General features: G+C 55.1%; 18 protein-coding genes. 6 read left to right on the forward strand and 12 right to left on the reverse strand.

The features are described 5' to 3' along the window. The first annotated feature begins 25 nt into the window (after positions 1-25). Positions 26-1072, forward strand: a complete 1047-nt coding sequence (gene potD, locus ACWWFX_RS15460) for a spermidine/putrescine ABC transporter substrate-binding protein PotD (protein WP_276220191.1) — start codon at positions 26-28, stop codon at positions 1070-1072. A 34-nt stretch (positions 1073-1106) separates the two neighbouring features. Here potD and ACWWFX_RS15465 read toward each other — a convergent pair whose 3' ends face one another. Next, positions 1107-1820, reverse strand: a complete 714-nt coding sequence (locus ACWWFX_RS15465; RefSeq protein ID WP_473224187.1) for a GntR family transcriptional regulator — start codon at positions 1818-1820, stop codon at positions 1107-1109. A gap of 214 nt (positions 1821-2034) precedes the next feature. Here ACWWFX_RS15465 and ACWWFX_RS15470 point away from each other — a divergent pair, with 214 nt between their 5' ends. Then, positions 2035-3303 carry a PTS sugar transporter subunit IIC gene (locus ACWWFX_RS15470; protein WP_456145371.1) on the forward strand — a complete coding sequence of 423 codons (1269 nt, stop codon included), beginning with the start codon at positions 2035-2037 and terminating at the stop codon, positions 3301-3303. Next, positions 3303-5522 (forward strand): beta-glucosidase BglX, encoded by a 2220-nt coding sequence (gene bglX / locus ACWWFX_RS15475; protein WP_473224188.1) that lies wholly within the window; start codon positions 3303-3305, stop codon positions 5520-5522. The genes ACWWFX_RS15470 and bglX overlap by 1 nt, the downstream gene beginning before the upstream one ends. A gap of 38 nt (positions 5523-5560) precedes the next feature. On the opposite strand, the gene cobB is transcribed toward bglX, so the two are convergent. Genes cobB through lolC form a run of 5 tightly spaced genes read right to left on the reverse strand, consistent with a single transcriptional unit; the run spans position 5561 to position 10506 of the window. Further along, a complete protein-coding gene (gene cobB / locus ACWWFX_RS15480) occupies positions 5561-6382 on the reverse strand; it encodes a Sir2 family NAD+-dependent deacetylase (RefSeq protein WP_149464716.1) in 822 nt (273 codons plus the stop codon). 14 nt (positions 6383-6396) lie between these two features. Further along, positions 6397-7308, reverse strand: a complete 912-nt coding sequence (gene nagK, locus ACWWFX_RS15485; protein ID WP_276220352.1) for an N-acetylglucosamine kinase — start codon at positions 7306-7308, stop codon at positions 6397-6399. A gap of 60 nt (positions 7309-7368) precedes the next feature. After that, positions 7369-8613: a lipoprotein-releasing ABC transporter permease subunit LolE gene (gene lolE / locus ACWWFX_RS15490; protein WP_276220193.1), complete on the reverse strand. Its 1245-nt coding sequence runs from the start codon at positions 8611-8613 to the stop codon at positions 7369-7371. Beyond that, entirely contained in the window at positions 8613-9314 is a 702-nt protein-coding gene (gene lolD, locus ACWWFX_RS15495; RefSeq protein WP_276220194.1) for a lipoprotein-releasing ABC transporter ATP-binding protein LolD, read from the reverse strand. Before lolD ends, lolE begins: the two co-directional genes overlap by 1 nt. Then, the gene (gene lolC, locus ACWWFX_RS15500) at positions 9307-10506 is read right to left on the reverse strand and encodes a lipoprotein-releasing ABC transporter permease subunit LolC (protein WP_473224189.1); all 1200 of its coding nucleotides are present in this window, start codon (positions 10504-10506) and stop codon (positions 9307-9309) included. The genes lolD and lolC overlap by 8 nt, the downstream gene beginning before the upstream one ends. Positions 10507-10565: 59 nt before the next feature. On the opposite strand from lolC, the gene ACWWFX_RS15505 reads away from it, so the two are divergent. The 3 genes from ACWWFX_RS15505 to mfd all read left to right on the forward strand — a co-directional run bounded on the left by ACWWFX_RS15505 (position 10566) and on the right by mfd (position 15462). Next, positions 10566-10724: a hypothetical protein gene (locus ACWWFX_RS15505; RefSeq protein ID WP_473224190.1), complete on the forward strand. Its 159-nt coding sequence runs from the start codon at positions 10566-10568 to the stop codon at positions 10722-10724. Positions 10725-10804: 80 nt separating this feature from the next. Next, positions 10805-11872, forward strand: a complete 1068-nt coding sequence (locus ACWWFX_RS15510; protein WP_473224191.1) for an acyltransferase family protein — start codon at positions 10805-10807, stop codon at positions 11870-11872. A 143-nt stretch (positions 11873-12015) separates the two neighbouring features. Continuing rightward, a complete protein-coding gene (mfd, locus tag ACWWFX_RS15515) occupies positions 12016-15462 on the forward strand; it encodes a transcription-repair coupling factor (RefSeq protein WP_473224192.1) in 3447 nt (1148 codons plus the stop codon). A gap of 130 nt (positions 15463-15592) precedes the next feature. Here the strand turns inward: mfd and ptsG are convergent, their stop codons facing one another. From ptsG to pabC, 6 genes are all read right to left on the reverse strand, one after another. After that, positions 15593-17026, reverse strand: coding sequence for a PTS glucose transporter subunit IIBC (gene ptsG, locus ACWWFX_RS15520; protein ID WP_276220198.1), 1434 nt, complete (start codon positions 17024-17026; stop codon positions 15593-15595). Between the two features lie 381 nt (positions 17027-17407). Continuing rightward, entirely contained in the window at positions 17408-18202 is a 795-nt protein-coding gene (locus ACWWFX_RS15525) for a metal-dependent hydrolase (RefSeq protein WP_473224193.1), read from the reverse strand. A gap of 10 nt (positions 18203-18212) precedes the next feature. Continuing rightward, complete coding sequence (gene holB / locus ACWWFX_RS15530) at positions 18213-19217, reverse strand: DNA polymerase III subunit delta' (RefSeq protein ID WP_473224194.1); 1005 nt, start codon at positions 19215-19217, stop codon at positions 18213-18215. Next, complete coding sequence (gene tmk / locus ACWWFX_RS15535; RefSeq protein ID WP_473224195.1) at positions 19214-19855, reverse strand: dTMP kinase; 642 nt, start codon at positions 19853-19855, stop codon at positions 19214-19216. Before tmk ends, holB begins: the two co-directional genes overlap by 4 nt. Further along, entirely contained in the window at positions 19845-20867 is a 1023-nt protein-coding gene (yceG, locus tag ACWWFX_RS15540; RefSeq protein ID WP_456145362.1) for a cell division protein YceG, read from the reverse strand. The genes tmk and yceG overlap by 11 nt, the downstream gene beginning before the upstream one ends. Before the next feature lies 1 nt (position 20868). Then, positions 20869-21678, reverse strand: a complete 810-nt coding sequence (gene pabC, locus ACWWFX_RS15545; protein WP_473224196.1) for an aminodeoxychorismate lyase — start codon at positions 21676-21678, stop codon at positions 20869-20871. Positions 21679-21741 lie beyond the last annotated feature (63 nt).

A 21741-nucleotide genomic window follows, 5' to 3' on the forward strand; every position in this document is an offset into this window, starting at 1 on the left:
TCGGGGCTCAATCAGGGGACGTTAAATGAAAAAATGGTCACGCCACCTGCTCGCAGCGGGTGCTTTAGCACTGGGAATGAGCGCCGCTCATGCTGATGACACGAAAACACTCTACTTCTACAACTGGACGGAATATGTTCCACCGGGGCTGTTAGAACAGTTCACCAAAGAGACGGGTATCAAGGTTATCTATTCGACCTATGAATCGAATGAAACCATGTACGCTAAGCTTAAAACCTACAAAGACGGCGCCTATGACCTGGTGGTGCCTTCCACCTATTACGTCGATAAAATGCGCAAAGAGGGCATGATCCAGAAGATCGATAAAACGAAGTTAACCAACTTCGGCAACCTCGACCCGGAAATGCTCAATAAACCGTTCGACCCGAACAATGATTACTCCATCCCGTATATCTGGGGGGCGACCGCTATCGGCGTGAACAGCGACAGTATCGATCCGAAAAGCATCACCAGCTGGGCCGATCTGTGGAAGCCGGAGTACAAAAACAGCCTGCTTTTAACGGACGATGCGCGCGAAGTGTTCCAGATGGCGCTGCGCAAGCTGGGTTATTCCGGCAATACCACTGACCCGAAAGAGATTGAAGCCGCCTATAACGAGCTGAAAAAACTGATGCCGAACGTGGCCGCGTTCAACTCTGATAACCCGGCCAACCCGTATATGGAAGGCGAAGTGAACCTGGGTATGGTGTGGAACGGCTCGGCGTGGGTCGCGCGTCAGAACGGTACGCCGCTGGAGGTCGTGTGGCCGAAAGAAGGCGGCATCTTCTGGATGGATAGTCTCTCTATTCCAGCAAATGCCAAAAACAAAGAAGGCGCACTGAAACTCATCAACTTCCTGCTGCGCCCGGAAGTGGCAAAACAGGTCGCGGAAACCATCGGCTACCCAACGCCAAACCTCGCGGCGCGTAAGCTGCTGAGTCCGGACGTGGCTAACGATAAATCACTCTACCCTGACGCTGATACCATCAACAAAGGCGAATGGCAGAATGACGTTGGCGCGGCCAGCGCGATTTATGAAGAGTATTATCAGAAGTTGAAGGCAGGACGGTAATTTGCCACAGTGCCGGAGGATGCCTCCGGCACGTTTATTTTTGCGTCAGCTGCCGCGGCCAAAAATACTGCACATTAAATTCATAGCTATTATTATAAAGAATAGAATAATCGAGAATTACATGGTGGATATCCACCGCCTGCGTCTCCATACGGATGACCGGATCTTTAACGCTAATATTTAATATCCGCGCCACTTCCTGATTTGCCAGCTCAGTCGAGAACGTTTCAAACGATCCTGATATCGTTATCCCACACACGCGTTCAAAAAAATCAAATTTTGATTTATTCATATCGCTGATTGTTAGCTGCGGGAAACGCGTCACCGAAAGCCAGGTGTTCTCCAGTTGCATCGGAATATTGTCAATCAGGCGTATTCGTTTCACCTGATAAACCCACTCGCCGGACGGAATTTTCAATTTTGCCGCTATGTCCTCCGTGGCGGGCAACGCTTCAAACTTCAACACCCGACTGGTGGATGGCTTACCGTGCAGGCGCGCAATTTCACTAAAGCCCATAGAGGTGTTGACCTGGGGCACAAATTTTTTATAACACAGAAAGCTCCCCGCGCCCTTACGCGTCTCGATGACGCCCTCTGCGGCCAGTTCCGCCAGCGCTTTGCGGATGGTATTGCGCGATACATTCCAGCGTTGCGCCAGTTGATATTCAGGAGGTAAAGGTTCGCCCATAGAAATATTATTACTGGTGATTAATTCCCGAATTGCATTAACGATGTTTTTATAAATCATCTTGTTCTCAATCCTGAAAGGAACAACTTTCAAACATCTTAAATTCAGTCATATCAATAAACTACTTTTTTTTCGACTGAAACAACCGTTAGATGTTCATATTCTGCCTAAGAGTAGAACAGGTTGCCATGATTAAAGATTGATACGCTTAACACATTCCCACACAAATAATCACAAAAATAACGGCAACTTTGGCCAATTAAATATATTTACCATGAATAAATTTGAGAAAGCTTTTCAGAAACTAGATCCCGTTATTGCCGCTCTGGGTCGCAGCCCATGGTTGCAAACCATCTCTGTATCAATGGTTTCCACCATCGCCATTACGCTCATCGGCTCGATTAGCGTATTGCTTATCGTTTTCCCCATCGATAGCGTGCATCAATTCTTTGTCGCGACGAAGATGATCCCGGTTTTCAGCGGCGTCGCCACCTGCACCCTGGGCATCTTAGCCATCTATGTCACCTTCTTTATGGCGCGCCATCTGGTAAGCCATTATGACGTCGATATTGATGGTTCTCTCTGCGGCATTGCATCCGTGATGGCCTTTTTGATTGTCACGCCGCTGGCGGACGCCGAAGGAAATATCGCGTCCATTCCTTTGACCTGGCTCGGCGTGCAGGGCGTTTTCTCGGCCATGCTGATAGGCCTTGGCGTCGGGCGTTTGTTCATCTTTGTGGTACAGCGCGGCTGGACGATAAAAATGCCGAAAGGCGTTCCACCCATGATTAGCCGTGTCTTCCAGGGACTACTGCCGTTTCTGACCGTTGGTCTGGTGGCGCTGCTTATCAACCGTGCCTTTATGGACACGCCCTGGGGCAGTTTTCACCAGTGTATCTACACGCTGATTCAGCAACCGCTGAAAGGGCTGGGCGGAAGCCTGCTGGCATTCCTGCTGGTGACGCTTATCATGCAGATCTTCTGGTTTTTGGGTATCCATGGCACCAACGTCGTTTTACCGCTGGTGACGCCCATCTGGCTGGCAATGGATCTTGAAAACCTCGCTGCCTGGCAGAACGGTCAGGAATTGCCTAACGTGCTGGGACTGGCATTCTTTAATATCGTCACCTGGAGCGGCCTGGCGCTGGGGCTGGTATTGCTGATGTGCCTGTCGCGCAGTAAGCAATTTAAACAGGTCGGTCGCCTGGCACTGACGCCTGCCCTGTTTGGCATTACCGAACCGGTGATCTTCGGTACGCCGCTGGTGATGAACTATCACCTGATGGTGCCTTTTATCACCAATAACGCGATTGCGATAACCCTTTCCTGGGCGCTGATCAAAATGGGGCTGGTCGCCAAAATTGTCGGCGCGCAAACCATTTTTGGCCTGCCGCTGGGCTTCTTTGCCTCCATTGGCGGCGCGACCTCTATTATTCTGCTGCATCTGTTTTTACAGCTGATTCTCTCTCCGTTGCTGTGGTTCCCGTGGTTTAAGCTGGCGGAAAAAGAGGCGCTGAAGCGCGAAGCTGAGGAAACCCACTGATGAGCAGAATCACGACGCTTCTGGCGCAGATGACGCTGGAGGAGAAAGTCGGCCAGCTGGTACAGCTTTCCGGTGAGTTTTTCGTCGATGAACCTCAACTTACCGTTGGCCCAAAAGCGAAGCTCGGCATCAGCCAGCAACAGGTTCAGTGCGCCGGTTCAGTATTGAACGTGTCTGGCGCGAAAAAAACGCGTCATATTCAGGAACAGCATCTGCAAAACAGCCGCCTGAAAATCCCGCTGCTGTTTATGGCGGATATCGTTTACGGCTATCGCACGGTTTTCCCCATTCCGCTGGCGCTGGGCTGTAGCTGGTCGCCCGCGCTGATCGAGCGTTGCTGTCAGGTAGCGGCAAAAGAAGCGGTCAGCGCGGGCAGCCATGTGACCTTTGCGCCCATGGCTGACCTGGTGCGCGATGCCCGCTGGGGCCGCTGTATGGAATCGACGGGCGAAGATTCACTGCTTAACAGTCGGATAGTCAGCGCCTGTGTGCGCGGTTTCCAGCATAACCTGGAACACGGTGAAGGGCTGGCGGCCTGTGTGAAGCATTTCGCCGGGTATGGCGCGCCTGTCGCCGGGCGCGATTACAATACCGTTGAGCTGTCGCGGCAGTCGCTTTTCGAAGATTATCTCCCGCCCTATCTTGCCGCAGTTCAGGCAGGATGTAAGTTGGTGATGACGGCATTTAATACGCTCGACGGCATTCCCGCCACTGCCAATCGCTGGCTGCTCAACACCCTCCTGCGCGAGCGCTGGCATTTTGACGGCGTGACTATCGCCGACTATGCCGCCGTGAAGGAACTCATTCCTCACGGTGTGGCAGAGGATGAGCGCCATGCCAGCCAGTTGGCCTTTAACGCCGGGCTCGATATCGACATGAAATCGCCCTGCTATGTCAATCATCTGCCCGCGCTGGTTAAAGCAGGTGTGATATCCGAAGACGCGTTGGATCAGGCCGTGACGCGCGTGCTGCAACTGAAAGAAACGCTGGGATTGTTTGACGACCCGTTTCGCGGCGCGTCGGAAGAAAAAGAACGGGCATGGTTTTATCACCCGGATCATCTGGCGCTGGCGCGGGAAACCGCGGCCCGCAGTCTGGTGCTGTTAAAAAACGATAATGCCCTGCTTCCGCTGAAACCGGGCACAAAAGTCGCCCTGATTGGCCCCTATGCCGATAACCCGGATATTATCGGCCTGTGGGCGGTCTACGGCGAGACGACCCACAGCGTCACCCTCAAACAGGCGCTGGATGAAGTGCTCGCGCCGGATGACCTGCTGACCACGCAAGGCTGCGATCTGCTGCTTAATTACGATTTTCTCGGTGAATTTGGCGCGACCACGCAGGTTGATGCGCAATCCTGCATGAGCGAAGAACAACGGCAAACCGAGCAGGCGCGCGCGTTGCAGTATGCGCGTGAGGCTGATGTGGTGCTGCTGGCAATGGGCGAGCATATGATGCAGAGCGGGGAAGCCGCAAGCCGCACCGATATCCATCTGCCGCATCATCAGGTGGAGTTTATTCAGGCGATCGCGCGGGTGGCGAAGAAAACGGTGCTGATTCTTTTCAACGGTCGCCCGCTGGTATTGAGTGATGTGGTGGAACATGCTGATGCCGTTATCGAGGCGTGGTTTCCCGGCAGCGAAGGCGGGCACGCGATAGCCGATGTGCTTTACGGCAAGCGCAATCCGAGCGGGCGTCTGGCAATGAGCTTCCCCCGCGCAAACGGCCAGGTGCCGATTTATTACAATACGCTTGCCACCGGAAGACCGGCGGATAAATCCGATCACAGCCCTCGGTTTATTTCGAAATACCTCGATTGCCCCACTACGCCGCTCTTCCCGTTTGGCTTCGGGCTCTCGTGGCATCGTGTTGAGCTCAGCGAGTTAACCCTCGCTGCGCAATTTGTCGCTGGCGAAACGCTGACGGTAGGCCTGACGGTGCGTAATCTGACGCCACACGCCGGCGTCGAGACGATTCAACTCTATCTCCAGGACTGCGTTGCCAGCGTCGCGCGCCCGATAATGATGTTGAAAGAGTTTCAGCAGGTGGCGTTAAACGCTTATGAAACGCGGCGCGTCATATTCGCCGTGAACGAGGAGATGCTGGGGTTCTGTAACGCCGAGGGCGAGAACGTCATCGAGGCAGGCAGATTCAACATTTTCGTGGGCACCAGCAGCGTTGATGTGCTGGAGGGGGAATTTATCTATCGTGCAGGTTAAACCACTGGCACCCGGCAAACATCGCCGGGTGCACAGAATTACATTTTTTGCAGCAGTTGCTCGACGAATTCGGGCACTACTTCACTCGCCAGCCCGTAGTACTTCTCTTCAAACTCGCTGCCCACCTGGCTTGGTTCGAGGTTGAGCTCCACGGTTTTCGCGCCGTGCAGTTTGGCTTCATGCACAAAACCTGCCGCCGGATAGACGTGGCCGGAGGTCCCGATGGCGATAAAAATGTCGGCCATAGAGAGCGCCAGATAGATGTGGTCCATCTCGAACGGCATCTCACCAAACCAGACGATATGCGGGCGCAACGGCGCCGGGAACTGACAGCAGTGACATTTATCGTCCGGCGTCACATCGTCTGTCCAGTCCAGCACTTGTCCGCTCTGCGTGCAGCGCACTTTGAGCAGTTCGCCGTGCATATGCAGCACATTTTTGCTGCCTGCACGCTCATGCAGGTTATCGATATTTTGCGTCACCAGCATAAAATTATCGCCCAGCGCCTCTTCCAGCCTGGCCAGCGCAATATGCGCGGCATTCGGCTGGATTTCCGGCTGCTGAAGCTGCCTGCGGCGCGCGTTGTAAAACGCCTGAACCAGCGCCGGATCGCGCTGGAACCCTTCAGGCGTCGCGACATCCTCAACCCGATGCTCTTCCCACAGTCCATCAGCCGCGCGAAACGTGCGAATACCCGATTCAGCCGAAATACCGGCACCCGTTAGCACAAGAACTCTTGGTTTATCCATATGCTCTGGTATCACCCTGTCAGTGAAAAAAATCCGCTGGCGCAGACGCTGGCGCAGCTGACGTTTATTCCGACGAAAACGGCTCAATCGATGTAAGCGGCGCGACTGCATATCTACTCCATGTATTAGTTTGTGAGATGAAGGAAGGCAGCGCCGCGCATTCCTCCCGCGTCACCGTGTCGCGCGCGTTCTATGCGCGGTACGGCAGCGACGGGAAGTAAATGGCGCGGCAGGCGCTGCGCTAGCCCATCTGTGATAGCTGAAAAGTTTGATAACCCGCCACCGAGGACCACTAAATCGGGGTCCACGATAGTTAAAATATTGCCCAGGCACACCGCCAGGAGGTCCAGATAGCGCTCAACGTGTTCGCGCGCCTGCGTGTCGCCCTGCTCCCACAATGCGACAATCTCCGGAGAGGTGCGTTGCTGGTGATAAAAATGTGTATAAAGCCAGGCAAATCCGCGCCCGGAAAGGTAATTTTCGATGCAGCCCAGTTGCCCGCAGCCGCAGCGCGTTAACGGAAAATCACGCCCCACCACCTCTAACGCATCCACCGGCAAGCGGATGTGTCCGAACTCTCCGGTAATGTAACGATGGCCGGTAATCGATTTGCCGTTCTGCACAATGCCGCCACCGACGCCGGTGCCGAGAATTAACCCCATCACCAACGGGTATTGGGTGAATTCATCGTCCCACGCTTCTGAGATTGCGAAGCAGTTGGCGTCGTTATCGAGACGGACATCGCGCTCCAGCAAGCGGCTTAAGTCTGCGCGCAGCGGTTTGCCGGTAGCAGCAGGCACGTTGGCCGCATACAGTGTACCGTCTTCGGTTTCCGGCATGCCTGGAATACCAATACCCACGGTTCCCTGACAGTTGAAGCGCGCATCGGCTTGCGCCACCAGCCCGCAAACGGCGTCAAGAAACGCGTCATAACTCTCTTTCGGCGTCGCGACACGCGTTTCCCAGACTAGCTGTCGCTTCGTATCGAACACGCCGAGTGCAATTTTGCTGCCGCCAATATCAAATCCATAATGCATCATCGTAAATTCCTCTTACTGACGCGCACAGCGGCAAAACTGCACCGTCAGGACGTTAAATTACTGGCCACTCAGCACCCTCGCCGGGTCGATACGGCTGGCGCGGCGAGCCGGATACCAGCTCGCCAGCAAACTCAGCAACAGTGCGGTGACCAGCACATAAAAGACATCCAGCCAGTGAAGTTCAGACGGCAGGAAGTCAATAAAATAGATATCGCCAGACAAAAATTTATGGCGAGTAACACCTTCAATCCACTTCATAATCGGCGTCAGATTCAGCGCACACAGCACGCCAATCACCACACCGAGCAGGCTGCCTAACAGGCCAGCGAGTAAACCATACCACACGAAAATTGCGCGGATCAGCCCGTCTTTTGCGCCCAATGTGCGCAGTACCGCAATATCGCTACTTTTATCTTTCACCGCCATCACCAGTGTTGAGACGATGTTGAAGCAGGCCACGCCGATCACCAGCACCATCGCCAGATACATAATCGCGCGGATCATCTGGATATCGCGGTACATATAGCCGTAGGTGCCAATCCAGCTCTGAATAGTGACATAGCTGTTGGTCACTTCGCCTGCGGAACGGACCAGTTTATTGGCGTTGAAGACGTCGTTTACTTTAATCGCGATGCCCGTGACACTGTCACCCATTTCCAGATACTGCTGCGCATCCTGCAATGGAATCATGGCAAAGCTATGATCGAGCTGGCCGCTAAGCTGCAAAATGCCGGAAACATGCAAACGAATGCGTTTGGGTTGCAGCAGCTTGTGTTCCGCATTGGCGTTCGGGATCATGATGGTCAGCCAGTCACCCTGCTTCACCTTCAGCGCATCCGCCACACCTTTGCCGATAATGATTTGCTGACCGCCCGCCTTAAAGTCGCTCCAGCTTTCGCCCTGCACAAATTTCGGCAACGCGCTTAAACGGCTTTCCTGCGCAGGATCGACACCTTTCACCTGAATCGCGCGCATATTGCTGCCGCTTTCGACCAGCCCGGTGAAGGTGATGTAAGGCGCCGCAGCCGCGATACCGTTCACTTTTTCAACCTGTGGCAGAATGGTGCGCCAGTTGGTCCACGGCTGGTTTACCGCTTCAATTTGCCCGTGCGGTACTACGGCAAGTACGCGGTTGTTCAGCTCGCGTTCAAAACCGTTCATCGCGCTTAAGCCGAGGATCAATACTGCGACGCCCAGCGCGATACCGACGGTGGAAATCACGGAGATCAGCGACACCATGCCGCTGCGGCGACGCCCGCGGCTAAAGCGCAGGCCAATCAGAAGGGAGAGTGACGGGGCCATCAATCTGCTCCCATCAGGGAGAGTTGATCGGTAAGACGGCCATCGCGCATCTCAAGCTGGCGGCCCATGCGTTTCGCCAGTTGCAGGTCATGGGTGACAACCAGGAACGCGGTGCCCTGGGACTGGTTCAGTTCACCCAGCAGTTTAAAAATGCTGTCAGCGTTTTTAGCATCCAGGTTGCCGGTCGGTTCATCCGCCAGCACCAGACGCGGGTTGTTGACCAGCGCACGGGCAATTGCCACGCGCTGGCGTTCGCCGCCGGAGAGTTCCGACGGGCGATGGCGGGCACGATGCCCAAGCCCAACGGCGTTCAGCATCTCTAATGCGCGCGCATTGATTTCCGCCGGTTTCTTCTTGCCGATAAGCAGTGGCATTGCCACATTTTCCAGCGCGGTGAAATCGGGCAGCAGGTGGTGGAACTGATAGATAAAGCCGAGTTTCTGGTTACGCAGTTCAGCTTTCGCCGCCGAAGAGAGCTTGCTCATTGGCTGACCACTAAAAATAACGTCGCCGGAGGTCGGTGTATCAAGCCCGCCCAGCAGGTGCAACAGCGTACTTTTACCGGAGCCGGAGCTACCGACAATCGCCATCATCTCGCCTTCGCCCACGTTAAAGCTCACATTGTGCAGCACGTCGGTTTGCACAGAGCCTTCCTGATAGCGTTTGCACAGGTTGTCGCATTGCAACAGGATCTTATTCATAACGTAAAGCCTCAGCGGGTTGAGTGGCGGCAGCGCGCCAGGAAGGATAAAGCGTAGAGAGTAACGCCAGCGCCATCGCCACCAGCGCAATCACGATAACCTGCAATGGGTCGATAGCTACCGGCAGCGCCGCGCCATCGAGAAACGCGCCGATTATCGGCATTAAATTGTTAAGTTGACTGGCGAGCAACACGCCGAGTACGGCACCAAGCAGTGCACCTATCACGCCTGCGCTCGCGCCCTGGACCATAAAGACCATCAGAATTTGACGTGGTGTCAGCCCCTGGGTTTGCAGAATGGCGACTTCGCCCTGCTTCTCCATCACCATCAGACCCAGCGAGGTGATGATATTGAAGGCTGCTACCGCGATGATCAGGCTCAACAACAGCCCCATCATGTTTTTTTCCATGCGCACGGCCTGGAACAACTCGCCTTTACGCTCGCGCCAGTCCTGCCATTTGGTGCCTTCCGGCAGCGTTTGCTGGCTGAGGGTATCGACCTGCAACGGTTTATCGAGCCACAGACGCCAGCCAGTGATATTCCCCGCCGGATAGCGCATTAAGCGCGAAGCATCCTGAATGTTGACCAGCATTTGATAACCATCGACTTCGCTGCTTGCGGCGAAGGTGCCGATGACATTAAACAGGCGCTGGCTCGGAACGCGGCCCATCGGCGTAAACTGGCTGGCCGACGGCACCATCACGCGCAGCTGATCGCCACGGTTAACGCCCAGTTGCCCCGCCAGCTGTTCACCGAGAATGACGTTATATTTGCCCGCTTCCAGCGCACTCTGTTTGACGTTAACCAGATATGGCGTCAGCGGATCTTTCTGGGCGGGATCAACACCCAGCATCACGCCAACCGAGACGTTGCGCGCGCTTTGCAGCACCACATCGCCGGTGGTTAACGGCGCAACGCGCGTGACGCCTTGCAGCTTGATGTCTTTCTCAGGCAGCGTTTGAGGATTGAGCGAACCGTTTTCAGCGCTCAGGATGGCCTGAGGCATCAGCCCCAGAATGTTGTTTTGCAGCTCGCGTTCAAAGCCGTTCATCACCGAAAGTACGGTAACCAGCGCCATTACGCCAAGCGTAATGCCGATTGTCGACAGCCAGGAAACAAAGCGACCGAAACGGTCCGCTGCGCGCCCACGCATATAACGCAGGCCAATGAATAGTGCGACAGGTTGATACATGTAATCCGTCTTTGCTGATAGCAGAGGCATGAGTATATAAGCGAAAGCAAAGAGCGTAAATGAGTGAAACAGTAAGTTTTCGTCATCGCCGGGTTAAAATATTCCTAAAAATCAAGCAAATGATTTCAGATTCGCAGATAAAACAGGCGATTGATTTGCGCAATAACGTGGAAAACGATACCTGGTTGTTACCTGATCCTTTTCTGAAAATGGTCTGAATACAGACTGTTACCCATTACATCCCTTTTTACGGCCTTCAGGATAACGCTTTATTTTATGGCAACGAAGGCACGGCGACATGCAACAAAAAACATTATGGATCAACCAGATAAAAGGGCTATGCATCTGCCTGGTGGTGGTGTATCACTCGGTGATTACCTTCTATCCGCACCTCTATGCGTTCCAGCATCCCTGGTCAGAGACACTCTCGAAATGCTGGATCTACTTTAATTTATACCTTGCCCCGTTCCGCATGCCGGTCTTCTTCTTCATCTCGGGCTTTCTCATTAAGCGCTATGTCGCCGAAGTACCGTGGAAAGGTTGCGTAGATAAACGCATCTGGCATATTGTCTATGTGCTGGCGCTGTGGGGGCTGTTGCAGTGGCTGGCACTGCGCCAGCTAAACGGCTGGCTGGCGCCTGAACGCGACCTCGGTAATGCCGCCAACGCAGCCTACGCTGATAACCCCGGCGAGTTTTTGTATGGCATGCTCACCGCCAGCACCAGCCTGTGGTATCTCTACGCGCTGGTCGTCTATTTCGTGTTCTGCAAACTGTTTGTGCGCGCGAAGGCGCCGCTACTTGTCGCGTTAGCCGTCCTCAGCGTGGCAATCAACTACCTGCCGCTACCGTGGTGGGGAATGAACAGCGTGCTGCGTAACGTTATCTATTATGCGCTGGGCGCGTGGTACGGTACGGCGGTGATGACCTGGCTGACGACAGCGCTGCCGCGCAAGGCGTTTGTTCCGCTTCTGATTTTCGCACTTGCCGCCGTGGCGCTCTACTTCAAAGGTATTCCGCTGCTGATGGCGCTGCTGTCGATTTTCGTCATCATGAAGCTGTTCTGGCGAGCCAGTCACGTTATTCAACCGAGCGAAAATAACTGGCTGAACGTCGTGGGTTCAAACACCATCGCCATCTACACCACGCACCGTATTCTGGTCGAAGGCGCAAGCCTGGTACTCATCAAACAGGTAAACGGGCATGCGCTCACGGCGACCAGCGAACTGGCATTGCTGCTGACTTACCCGCTGCTAAGCCTTTTCGTGTGCACACTGTTTGGTCTTTTAGTGCGTCAGATTTCACGCCGCCTGACGGACGATCTGCTGTTTAGCCCGCCGGCAAAACGCGCGCTGGCGGCGTCCTGACCCCACGCGCCAGGCTTCCGGGCCTGGCGTTTTCCCTCCTCGATTTTCCGCAGTTGCACTCCCGCCGCCATCACGGATAATAAGCGTAATAAATTGATATTTTTACCGTGTCACTTTGCGGTTTCTGGAGAACGTGCCCCGCTATGCCTGAACTAGCCCGTTACGCCCTACCCACCAAAGCTGGCGATCAGCGTCAACTGGGGGAATTGACCGGTGCGGCCTGCGCCACCCTGGTCGCGGAGATTTCCGAACGTCATGCCGGCCCGGTTATCCTGATTGCGCCGGATATGCAGAATGCCCTGCGACTGCACGATGAAATCAGCCAATTTACCGATAATCTGGTGATGAACCTCGCCGACTGGGAAACGCTGCCGTACGACAGTTTCTCGCCGCACCAGGACATTATTTCGTCCCGTCTTTCAACGCTTTATCAGTTGCCGATGATGCAGCGCGGCGTGTTGATAGTGCCCGTAAGCACACTGATGCAGCGCGTTTGCCCGCACAGTTATCTGCACGGCCACGCATTGATGATGAAAAAAGGCCAGCGTCTGTCACGCGATGCCTTGCGTGCGCAACTGGACAGCGCGGGTTATCGTCACGTGGATCAGGTCATGGAGCACGGCGAGTACGCCACGCGTGGCGCGCTGCTCGATCTCTTCCCGATGGGCAGCGAGCAGCCGTATCGTCTCGATTTCTTCGATGATGAAATTGACAGCCTGCGCGTGTTCGACCCGGACAGCCAGCGCACGCTGGAAGAAGTCGATTCCATTAATCTTCTGCCTGCACACGAATTCCCGACGGATAAGACCGCCATCGAACTGTTCCGCAGCCAGTGGCGCGATAAATTCGATGTGAAGCGCGATGCCGAGCATATCTATCAACAGGTGAGTAAAGGTACGCTGCCAGCGGGGATCGAGTACTGGCAGCCGCTGTTCTTTAGCGAGCCGTTGCCGCCGCTGTTCAGCTATTTCCCGGCCAATACGCTGCTGGTGAATACCGGTGACCTCGACGCCAGCGCTACGCGCTTCCAGGCTGATGCACAGGCGCGCTTCGAGAATCGCGGCGTTGACCCGATGCGCCCTTTACTGGAGCCCGAACTGCTGTGGCTGCGCCCGGACGAGCTCAACGGTGAGCTAAAAAAATGGCCGCGCATTCAGCTTAAAACAGAGCATCTGGCAGAGAAAGCCGCCAATACTAACCTCGGCTTCCAGCCGCTGCCCGAGCTGGCGATTCAGGCGCAAAATAAAGCGCCGCTGGATAACCTGCGCCGCTTCCTGGAATCGTTCACCGGCCCGGTGATTTTCTCCGTAGAGAGCGAAGGCCGTCGGGAAGCGTTAGGCGAACTTCTGGCGCGTATCAAGCTATCGCCAAAACGCATTCTGCGGCTGGATGAAGCCACGGACACCGGGCGCTATCTGATGATTGGCGCGGCGGAACACGGGTTTATCGACACGCAGAATAACCGGGCGCTGATTTGCGAAAGCGACCTGCTGGGCGAGCGCGTGGCGCGACGTCGTCAGGACTCCCGTCGCACCATTAATCCGGATACCCTAATCCGCAACCTGGCTGAGCTGCATATCGGCCAGCCGGTGGTGCATCTGGAACACGGGGTTGGCCGCTACGCAGGGATGACCACGCTGGAGGCCGGTGGCATCAAAGGCGAATACCTGATGCTGACCTACGCCAACGAGGCCAAACTGTATGTGCCGGTCTCCTCGCTGCACCTGATTAGCCGCTACGCCGGGGGTGCGGAAGAAAATGCGCCGCTGCACAAACTGGGCGGCGATGCCTGGGCGCGCGCCCGACAGAAAGCCTCTGAGAAAGTGCGCGATGTCGCGGCCGAGTTGCTTGATATTTATGCCCAGCGTGCAGCGAAAGAAGGCTTTGCCTTTAAACACGACCGTGAACAGTATCAGCTTTTCTGCGATAGCTTCCCGTTCGAAACCACGCCGGATCAGGCGCAGGCCATAAATGCTGTGTTAAGCGACATGTGCCAGCCGCTGGCGATGGACCGCCTGGTGTGCGGCGACGTTGGCTTCGGTAAAACTGAAGTAGCGATGCGTGCCGCATTCCTCGCTGTCGAAAACAATAAACAGGTGGCCGTGCTGGTGCCGACTACCCTGCTGGCGCAACAGCACTACGACAACTTCCGCGACCGTTTTGCCAACTGGCCGGTGCGCATTGAAATGCTCTCCCGCTTCCGTAGCGCCAAAGAGCAGGCACAAATTCTGGAACAGGTGGCGGAAGGTAAAATCGACATTCTGATCGGCACCCACAAGCTGCTGCAAAACGATGTGAAGCTGAAAGATTTAGGCTTGCTGATTGTCGATGAAGAGCACCGCTTCGGCGTGCGCCACAAAGAACGCATTAAAGCGATGCGCGCCGACGTGGATATCCTGACGCTCACCGCCACGCCAATCCCGCGTACGCTGAATATGGCGATGAGCGGCATGCGCGATTTGTCGATTATTGCCACGCCGCCGGCGCGTCGACTGGCGGTGAAAACCTTCGTGCGTGAATACGATAACCTGGTGGTTCGTGAAGCCATTCTGCGTGAAATTCTGCGTGGCGGTCAGGTCTATTACCTGTTCAATGACGTTGAAAATATCCAGAAAACAGCGGATAAACTGGCCGAACTGGTGCCGGAGGCGCGTATCGCGATAGGCCATGGTCAGATGCGCGAACGTGAACTGGAACGCGTGATGAACGATTTCCACCACCAGCGGTTTAACGTGCTGGTATGTACCACCATCATCGAGACCGGTATCGACATTCCGACCGCCAATACCATCATTATTGAGCGGGCGGATCACTTCGGTCTGGCGCAGCTGCACCAGTTGCGTGGCCGCGTGGGGCGTTCGCATCACCAGGCCTATGCGTGGCTGCTGACCCCGCATCCAAAGGCGATGACCACCGATGCGCAGAAACGTCTGGAAGCCATTGCTTCGCTGGAAGATCTCGGCGCTGGATTCGCGCTGGCGACTCACGACCTTGAAATTCGCGGCGCGGGGGAACTGCTGGGCGAAGACCAGAGCGGTTCAATGGAAACCATTGGCTTCTCACTTTATATGGAACTGTTGGAAAACGCCGTCGATGCGTTAAAAGAAGGCCGTGAACCGTCGCTGGAGGATCTCACCAGCCAGCAAACGGAAGTAGAGCTGCGGATGCCGTCGCTGCTGCCGGACGATTTCATTCCTGACGTCAATACGCGTCTCTCCTTCTACAAGCGTATCGCCAGTGCGAAAAGCGAAAGCGAACTGGATGAGATCAAAGTGGAACTGATTGACCGCTTTGGTCTGTTGCCGGATGCGGCGCGTACGCTGCTGGATATCGCCCGTCTGCGCCAACAGGCCCAGAAACTGGGTATTCGAAAGCTGGAAGGCAACGAGAAAGGCGGGGTGATTGAGTTCGCGGAGAAAAACCATGTGAACCCGAGCTGGCTGATTGGTCTGTTGCAGAAACAGCCACAGCACTATCGCCTGGACGGCCCAACGCGGCTGAAGTTCTTCCAGGACCTGAGCGAGCGTAAAGCGCGAATGGAATGGGTGCGTCAGTTTATGCGTCAGTTAGAAGAGAACGCTATCGCGTAATGCCGAATGTCAGGCCTACAAAACAGTGAATGCCAGGCCTGATAAGCGCAGCGCATCAGGCAATCTCAGGTTGCAAAAAGGGGAGCCATTCGGCTCCCCTTTTCTTCTCCCCAACTTCGCTCAACCGAGCTTAGTTATTGCGGATGTATTCATCCATTTCGGTTTTCAGGTTATCGGATTTAGTACCGAAAATCGCCTGAACGCCGGAACCCGCAACAACCACACCTGCCGCGCCCAGTTTCTTCAGCCCAGGCTGGTCAACTTTCGCAACGTCCGCCACGCTGACACGTAAACGGGTGATACAGGCATCAAGGTTGGTGATATTTTCTTTACCGCCGAAAGCTGCCACCAGAGCCGGTGCCATTTCGCTGGTTACGCCAGCTTTGCTGTCTTCGGATGCATCTTCACGACCCGGAGTTTTCAGGTCCAGTGCTTTAATCAGCACGCGGAAGATGGTGTAGTAAACGATCGCATAGCAGATACCGACAATCGGGAACAGCCACAGTTTGCTGCTGTTACCAGACAGAACGATAAAGTCGATCAGGCCGTGAGAGAACGACGTACCGTCACGCATACCCAGCAGGATACAGATCGGGAATGCCAGACCCGCCAGAATCGCGTGGATGATGTACAGGATCGGCGCAACGAACATGAAGGAGAACTCGATCGGCTCGGTAATACCGGTCAGGAACGAGGTCAGCGCCGCGGAGATCATGATACCGCCCACTTTTGCACGGTTTTCCGGTTTAGCAGAGTGCCAGATAGCAATCGCTGCAGCCGGCAGGCCGTACATTTTGAACAGGAAGCCACCGGACAGTTTGCCCGCAGTCGGGTCACCGGCCATGTAACGCGGGATATCACCGTGGAACACCTGGCCTGCTGCGTTGGTGAATTCACCAATCTGCATCTGGAAAGGTACGTTCCAGATGTGGTGCAGACCGAACGGTACCAGGCAGCGCTCGATGAAGCCGTAGATACCAAACGCCACAACCGGGTTCTGGTAAGCAGCCCACTGAGAGAAGGTCTGGATAGCCGTACCAATCGGCGGCCAAATGAAGGAGAGCACGATGCCCATAAAGATTGCGGTCAGACCAGAAATGATCGGAACGAAACGTTTACCGGCGAAGAAGCCCAGATACTCAGGCAGCTTGATACGGTAGAAGCGGTTGAACATGTACGCGGCGATCGCACCGGCGATAATACCGCCGAGAACACCGGTATCCGCCAGGTGCTTCGCGGCGATTTCTTCAGCCGGGAGATGCAGGACCAGCGGCGCAACCACAGCCATGGTTTTCACCATGATGCCGTAGGCCACAACGGAAGCCAGAGCGGAAACACCGTCGTTATTGGTGAAGCCCAGTGCAACACCGATAGCGAAGATGAGCGGCATGTTGGCAAAAACGGAACCGCCCGCTTCCGCCATAACATGGGAAACGACGGCTGGCAGCCAGCTGAAGTTTGCAGAACCGACGCCCAGCAGGATACCTGCGATAGGCAGTACGGATACTGGCAACATCAGTGATTTACCGACCTTTTGCAGGTTAGCAAATGCATTCTTAAACATAATTGAGAGTGCTCCTGAGTATTTGTGCTTTTACACATCACCTTTCGGGCTACGTCTGCGTAAGCGGCAGTTACGGTGCCAGCTGACGCAACAAGAATGATGTTGTGTATTTTTTCTACGTTTTCACGCATTAACGAGGGGGGAGTAACCTCGTCGTGTAACGGGCATCTAAGCGCCCTTTATTTATTACACAGAGTAAAATAAATACCCTGAACTTTGTTTGACGGCTATCACGTTTCAATGAGCGACAGATGAAATACTTATGTAACTTTACATAACTGATTGCCAAATGTTACAAAAACCCCATCCACCGCCATTTTAATGGCGGTGAACTTTACTCGCTTTGATTATTAATTACGAGCTTTAAAATAAGCTGAGAAATCAGGGAAGTTGCAGGCGGGCGGGGTCGATATGGAAGAGGTTGGCGAAGTTTTGCGTCGTCTGCTGCGCCAGTTCTTCGACAGAAACGCCCTTCAGAACGGCCATATACTCCGCAACATCACGCGTCATCGCGGGCTGATTCTCTTTACCGCGATGCGGTACCGGCGCCAGATACGGCGAGTCCGTCTCAACCAGCAGACGATCCAGCGGCACGTAACGCGCGGCATCACGCAGCTGTTCGGCATTACGGAAGGTCACAATCCCCGAGAAAGAGATATAGAACCCCATATCCAGCAACTTACCTGCGGTTTCTCTGTCTTCTGTGAAACAGTGTAGTACGCCACCGCAATCCGTCACGTTTTCTTCGCGAAGAATCGCCAGCGTATCAACCCGTGCGTCGCGCGTATGAACGATAACCGGTTTGTTCAGTTCGCGACCAATCTGGATATGCTGGCGGAAGGAGATCTGCTGACGGGGTTTTGTTTCCGGCGTGTAATAGTAGTCGAGCCCGGTTTCGCCCATGGCGACCACGCCCTCTTCTGCCGCCAGACGGCGCAGTTCTTCTACATCGTACTCTTCATCCTGATTCAGGGGATGCACGCCGCAGGAGAAAACCACGCCAGGCCGCTGGCCGACCAGATCGCGCATGCCACGATATCCGGGCAAGGTAGTGGCCACAGCCAGACAAAATTTCACATCGCGTGCGGCGGCTTTGGCCAGCACGTCATCTACATCTTTATGCAGGTTTTCATAATCGAGGCCATCAAGATGGCAGTGCGAGTCGACTAAAAACATAATGTCTCTCTTAGAGATGCGATACCGGCAGTACCGCACCAGGTTGCAAGTAATGTTCCCAGCGCAGAAGGCGCTCGGTGAGGATCAATTCGCGGTTCAGGCCCGTCACGTTCAGCAGTTGCTCGCGACAGGTACAGATATCCGCCACGATAGCCTGGAGACGTGTGGCTGCTATTGCGTGGGCAATCTGGTGCACCAACGCACCATAATCAACATTCACGATAGCGCTAATGCCCTGCTGCTGTTTAAGCGCATCCAGCAGCAGCGATGCCAGCCAGTGCAAACGCTGGGCGACCGTTTCATGGTTCAGTAATGGCAGCAGCGCCAGCCAGTCACCGCTGCTAAGGGTAGCAGAGAGCCCCTGACACAGTTTTGCCCGGGATGGCCAGCTCTCTTCCTGAAGCAGCGTTTGCGCCGCAGCAGGCGCGCTGGCGCTAAGGCGTAGCGCCGCCAGCAATTCATTTCGTGACATTGTCACTTCGCGTTCCAGCCAGGCTAAACCGTACTGCTCTGACGGCGGCGCGAGATGGAAAAGACGACAACGACTGCGCAAGGTTGCCAGCAGACGCGCGGGCTCTTCACAGGCGAGGAAGAACCAGGTATTTTTCGGCGGCTCTTCCAGCGTTTTCAACAACGCATTGGCGGCCGCTTCTGTGAGGATCGCCGCATCGGCAATCCACACCACTTTCGCGCCGCCCAGCCGGGCATGCTCGTACAGCTTCTCGCTGACCTCACGCACCGCATCGATACCCAGCGTGCTCTTGCCCTTTTCTGGCGCAAGCGCGTAATAGTCCGGATGCGTGCCGGCCTGCATTAACTGGCAACTATGACATTTTCCGCAGCTTTTATGTCCATCAGGCTGCTGGCACATCAGGTAACGCGTCAGAGCATAGACCAGCGCTTCATCGCCCATGCCAACGCGCGCATGCACCAGCAGCGCATGATGGCCTCGACCGGCCTGATAGCTGGTAATCAGCTGCTCAAAAGCGGGACGCAGCCACGGATACCATTTCATGCCTGCTGCTCCGCAACCCAGTTGATAACCGTCTGGCGGATGTCGCTCATGACCTGCTCCAGCGGCTGCGTCGCATCGATAGTGCGAATGCTGTCATCTGCCGCCGCCAGCTCAAGATAACGCGCCCGGGTACGGTTGAAGAAGTTCAGTGACTCCTGCTCAATACGGTCCAGGTCGCCGCGCGCACGGGCGCGTTTCAGGCCTACTTCCGGGGTAACATCCAGATAGAGCGTCAGATTCGGGCGAAAATCGCCCAGTACCGCATTGCGCAGCGTCGCCAGCATGTGTTGATCGATACCGCGTCCGCCGCCCTGATACGCCTGAGTCGAGAGGTCATGACGATCGCCAATCACCCATTCACCCTTCGCCAGCGCCGGTTTAATGACCGTCTCCACCAGTTGTACGCGCGCGGCGTAAAACATCAAGACTTCGGCTTTATCGGTGATCACTTCATCGCCGACAGATTTGATATCCAGCACCAGGCTACGCAGTTTTTCAGCAAGGACGGTCCCGCCCGGCTCACGGGTAAAAACCAGATCCGTGATGCCCAGTTCCTGCAAGGTTTTTACCACTGCGTCGCGTGCGGTGGTTTTCCCTGCGCCTTCCAGACCTTCGATGACGATATAGTTACTGCGCATTTTTTTCCTTAAGTGCTTTTAAATAGTCCTGCACTGAGCGGTTATGGCTGACCAGATTGGTATTAAAGGTGTGACCGCCTTTTCCGTCAGCAACAAAATAGAGATACGGCGTTTTGGCCGGATGCGCCGCAGCGTTCAGCGACGCTTCCCCAGGTGCCGCGATCGGCCCTGGCGGCATACCGGCAATCACATAGGTATTGTACGCCGTCGGTGTCTCCAGATCTTTACGCGTCAATTTACCATTATAACGCTCACCCATCCCGTAAATCACGGTCGGGTCAGTTTGCAGGCGCATACCAATACGCAGACGGTTGATAAAGACAGAAGCCACGCGATCGCGCTCCTCAGCCACGGCAGTCTCTTTCTCGATAATCGAGGCCATCGTCACCAGTTCGTTCTGGTCTTTATACGGTAGCCCTTCCATACGCCCTTCCCAGACCTTATCGACCTCGGTCACCATTTTCTGGTGCGCACGTTTGAGGATCGCCACATCGCTGGTATTGGCGGTGTACATCCAGGTATCTGGCCACAACCAGCCTTCCACCCAATCCGGGTGCTCAAGCTCAAGCACCTTTGCGACGGTTTCGTAACTGTCGTCGGCCAGCGTATGCTTCACATACGGCGCATCACGCAGCTGACGCAGATAATCACTCACCCGCATACCCTCGACGAAACGCAGCGGGAACTGCGCCTCTTTGCCGCTCTCGAGCAATTGCAGCATTTCGCGTACGGTCATCGATGGAGTAAAGCGATAGGTCCCGGCTTTAAAGTGAGAGAGCTCGGGCTCAAGGCGCAGCAGCCACTGAAACACGCGCGGACGATTAATGATTTTTTCGCCGTAAAGCTGTTGGCCCAGCGCCAGTCGACCCGTTCCTGCTTTGAGGGAGAAAATGGTATCTTCTTTAATTAACAGCGTGCTGTTCGCCAGTTGACGAACTTTCCACGCGCCAATGCCCGCAGCGATAGCCATCACTACCAGCAGTATCAAAATAACGCCTAACAATTTCTTCATGCTAATCAGACAACTCACAAAGTGGGGCTAAATATTGGTAAAGTTCGCGCGACGGCCAATCGAGCCCGGCATAGTGTTGCACAGGCGCTAATGGTATCAACGCATTGCAGATTAACACTTCGTCTGCATCGACTAACGCTTCCGGCAGCGCGACCACCTCGATCAATTGATAAGGCGATGCGGCAAGCTGCGCAATAATATGCTGGCGCATGATCCCGTTCACGCCCGCCTGATCGAGACGCGGTGTGAAAACGTCCTGCCCCTTGCGCCAGAACAAGTTAGCCGCACAGCATTCCGTAACCCACCCTTCGCTGTCAAGAACCAGCGCCTCATCAGCGTCCGTCTGCTCAAGATGAGAGCGAATCAGCACCTGTTCCAGTCTGTTAAGGTGTTTCATCCCGGCGAGATACGGATTGCGCCCCAGGCGTACCGGGCTGAGCGCTAGCGTTATGCCGTCACGGCGCCAGCGTGCGTAATGGGCAGGTGATGCGGACGTAGCAAGAATACGCGTAGCGGAGAGACACGCCGCACCGCTGTAGCCTCTGCCGCCCGTGCCGCGGCTAATAATAACTTTCAGCACGCCCTGCTGTTGTTGGGCCGCCAGTTGGCACATTTCCTCTTGCAGGAGAATCCAGTCATTGAAGGCGATGCTTAAACGCTGGCAGGCAAGCTGTAAGCGCGCGAGATGGGCAGAGAGTAAAGATACGCGCCCCTGCTCGATCCGGGCCGTTGTAAAGCAGCCATCGCCAAACTGGGTGGCCCTGTCGTTGACCGCGAGGGTGTCCTGTTCCAGGCCGTTAATCAAGAACATAAGGCGCTCCTTTTCGGTGGGCGGATAGTGTCGCAGGATGATTAGTACAGGACAAGCAGAGAA

This window comes from Pseudocitrobacter sp. 2023LY-00077 (genome assembly GCF_055796175.1).

Coding starts and splice junctions, on each gene's coding strand:
- ACWWFX_RS15525 (WP_473224193.1), bottom strand. CDS start 18,202: ATGTTTTTAGTCGACTCGCACTGCCATCTTGATGGCCTCGATTATGAA.
- yceG (WP_456145362.1), bottom strand. CDS start 20,867: ATGAAGAAATTGTTAGGCGTTATTTTGATACTGCTGGTAGTGATGGCT.
- ACWWFX_RS15465 (WP_473224187.1), bottom strand. CDS start 1,820: ATGATTTATAAAAACATCGTTAATGCAATTCGGGAATTAATCACCAGT.
- nagK (WP_276220352.1), bottom strand. CDS start 7,308: ATGCATTATGGATTTGATATTGGCGGCAGCAAAATTGCACTCGGCGTG.
- ptsG (WP_276220198.1), bottom strand. CDS start 17,026: ATGTTTAAGAATGCATTTGCTAACCTGCAAAAGGTCGGTAAATCACTG.
- lolE (WP_276220193.1), bottom strand. CDS start 8,613: ATGGCCCCGTCACTCTCCCTTCTGATTGGCCTGCGCTTTAGCCGCGGG.
- potD (WP_276220191.1), top strand. CDS start 26: ATGAAAAAATGGTCACGCCACCTGCTCGCAGCGGGTGCTTTAGCACTG.
- bglX (WP_473224188.1), top strand. CDS start 3,303: ATGAGCAGAATCACGACGCTTCTGGCGCAGATGACGCTGGAGGAGAAA.
- cobB (WP_149464716.1), bottom strand. CDS start 6,382: ATGCAGTCGCGCCGCTTACATCGATTGAGCCGTTTTCGTCGGAATAAA.
- pabC (WP_473224196.1), bottom strand. CDS start 21,678: ATGTTCTTGATTAACGGCCTGGAACAGGACACCCTCGCGGTCAACGAC.
- holB (WP_473224194.1), bottom strand. CDS start 19,217: ATGAAATGGTATCCGTGGCTGCGTCCCGCTTTTGAGCAGCTGATTACC.
- lolD (WP_276220194.1), bottom strand. CDS start 9,314: ATGAATAAGATCCTGTTGCAATGCGACAACCTGTGCAAACGCTATCAG.
- ACWWFX_RS15470 (WP_456145371.1), top strand. CDS start 2,035: ATGAATAAATTTGAGAAAGCTTTTCAGAAACTAGATCCCGTTATTGCC.
- ACWWFX_RS15510 (WP_473224191.1), top strand. CDS start 10,805: ATGCAACAAAAAACATTATGGATCAACCAGATAAAAGGGCTATGCATC.
- mfd (WP_473224192.1), top strand. CDS start 12,016: ATGCCTGAACTAGCCCGTTACGCCCTACCCACCAAAGCTGGCGATCAG.
- lolC (WP_473224189.1), bottom strand. CDS start 10,506: ATGTATCAACCTGTCGCACTATTCATTGGCCTGCGTTATATGCGTGGG.
- tmk (WP_473224195.1), bottom strand. CDS start 19,855: ATGCGCAGTAACTATATCGTCATCGAAGGTCTGGAAGGCGCAGGGAAA.
- ACWWFX_RS15505 (WP_473224190.1), top strand. CDS start 10,566: ATGAGTGAAACAGTAAGTTTTCGTCATCGCCGGGTTAAAATATTCCTA.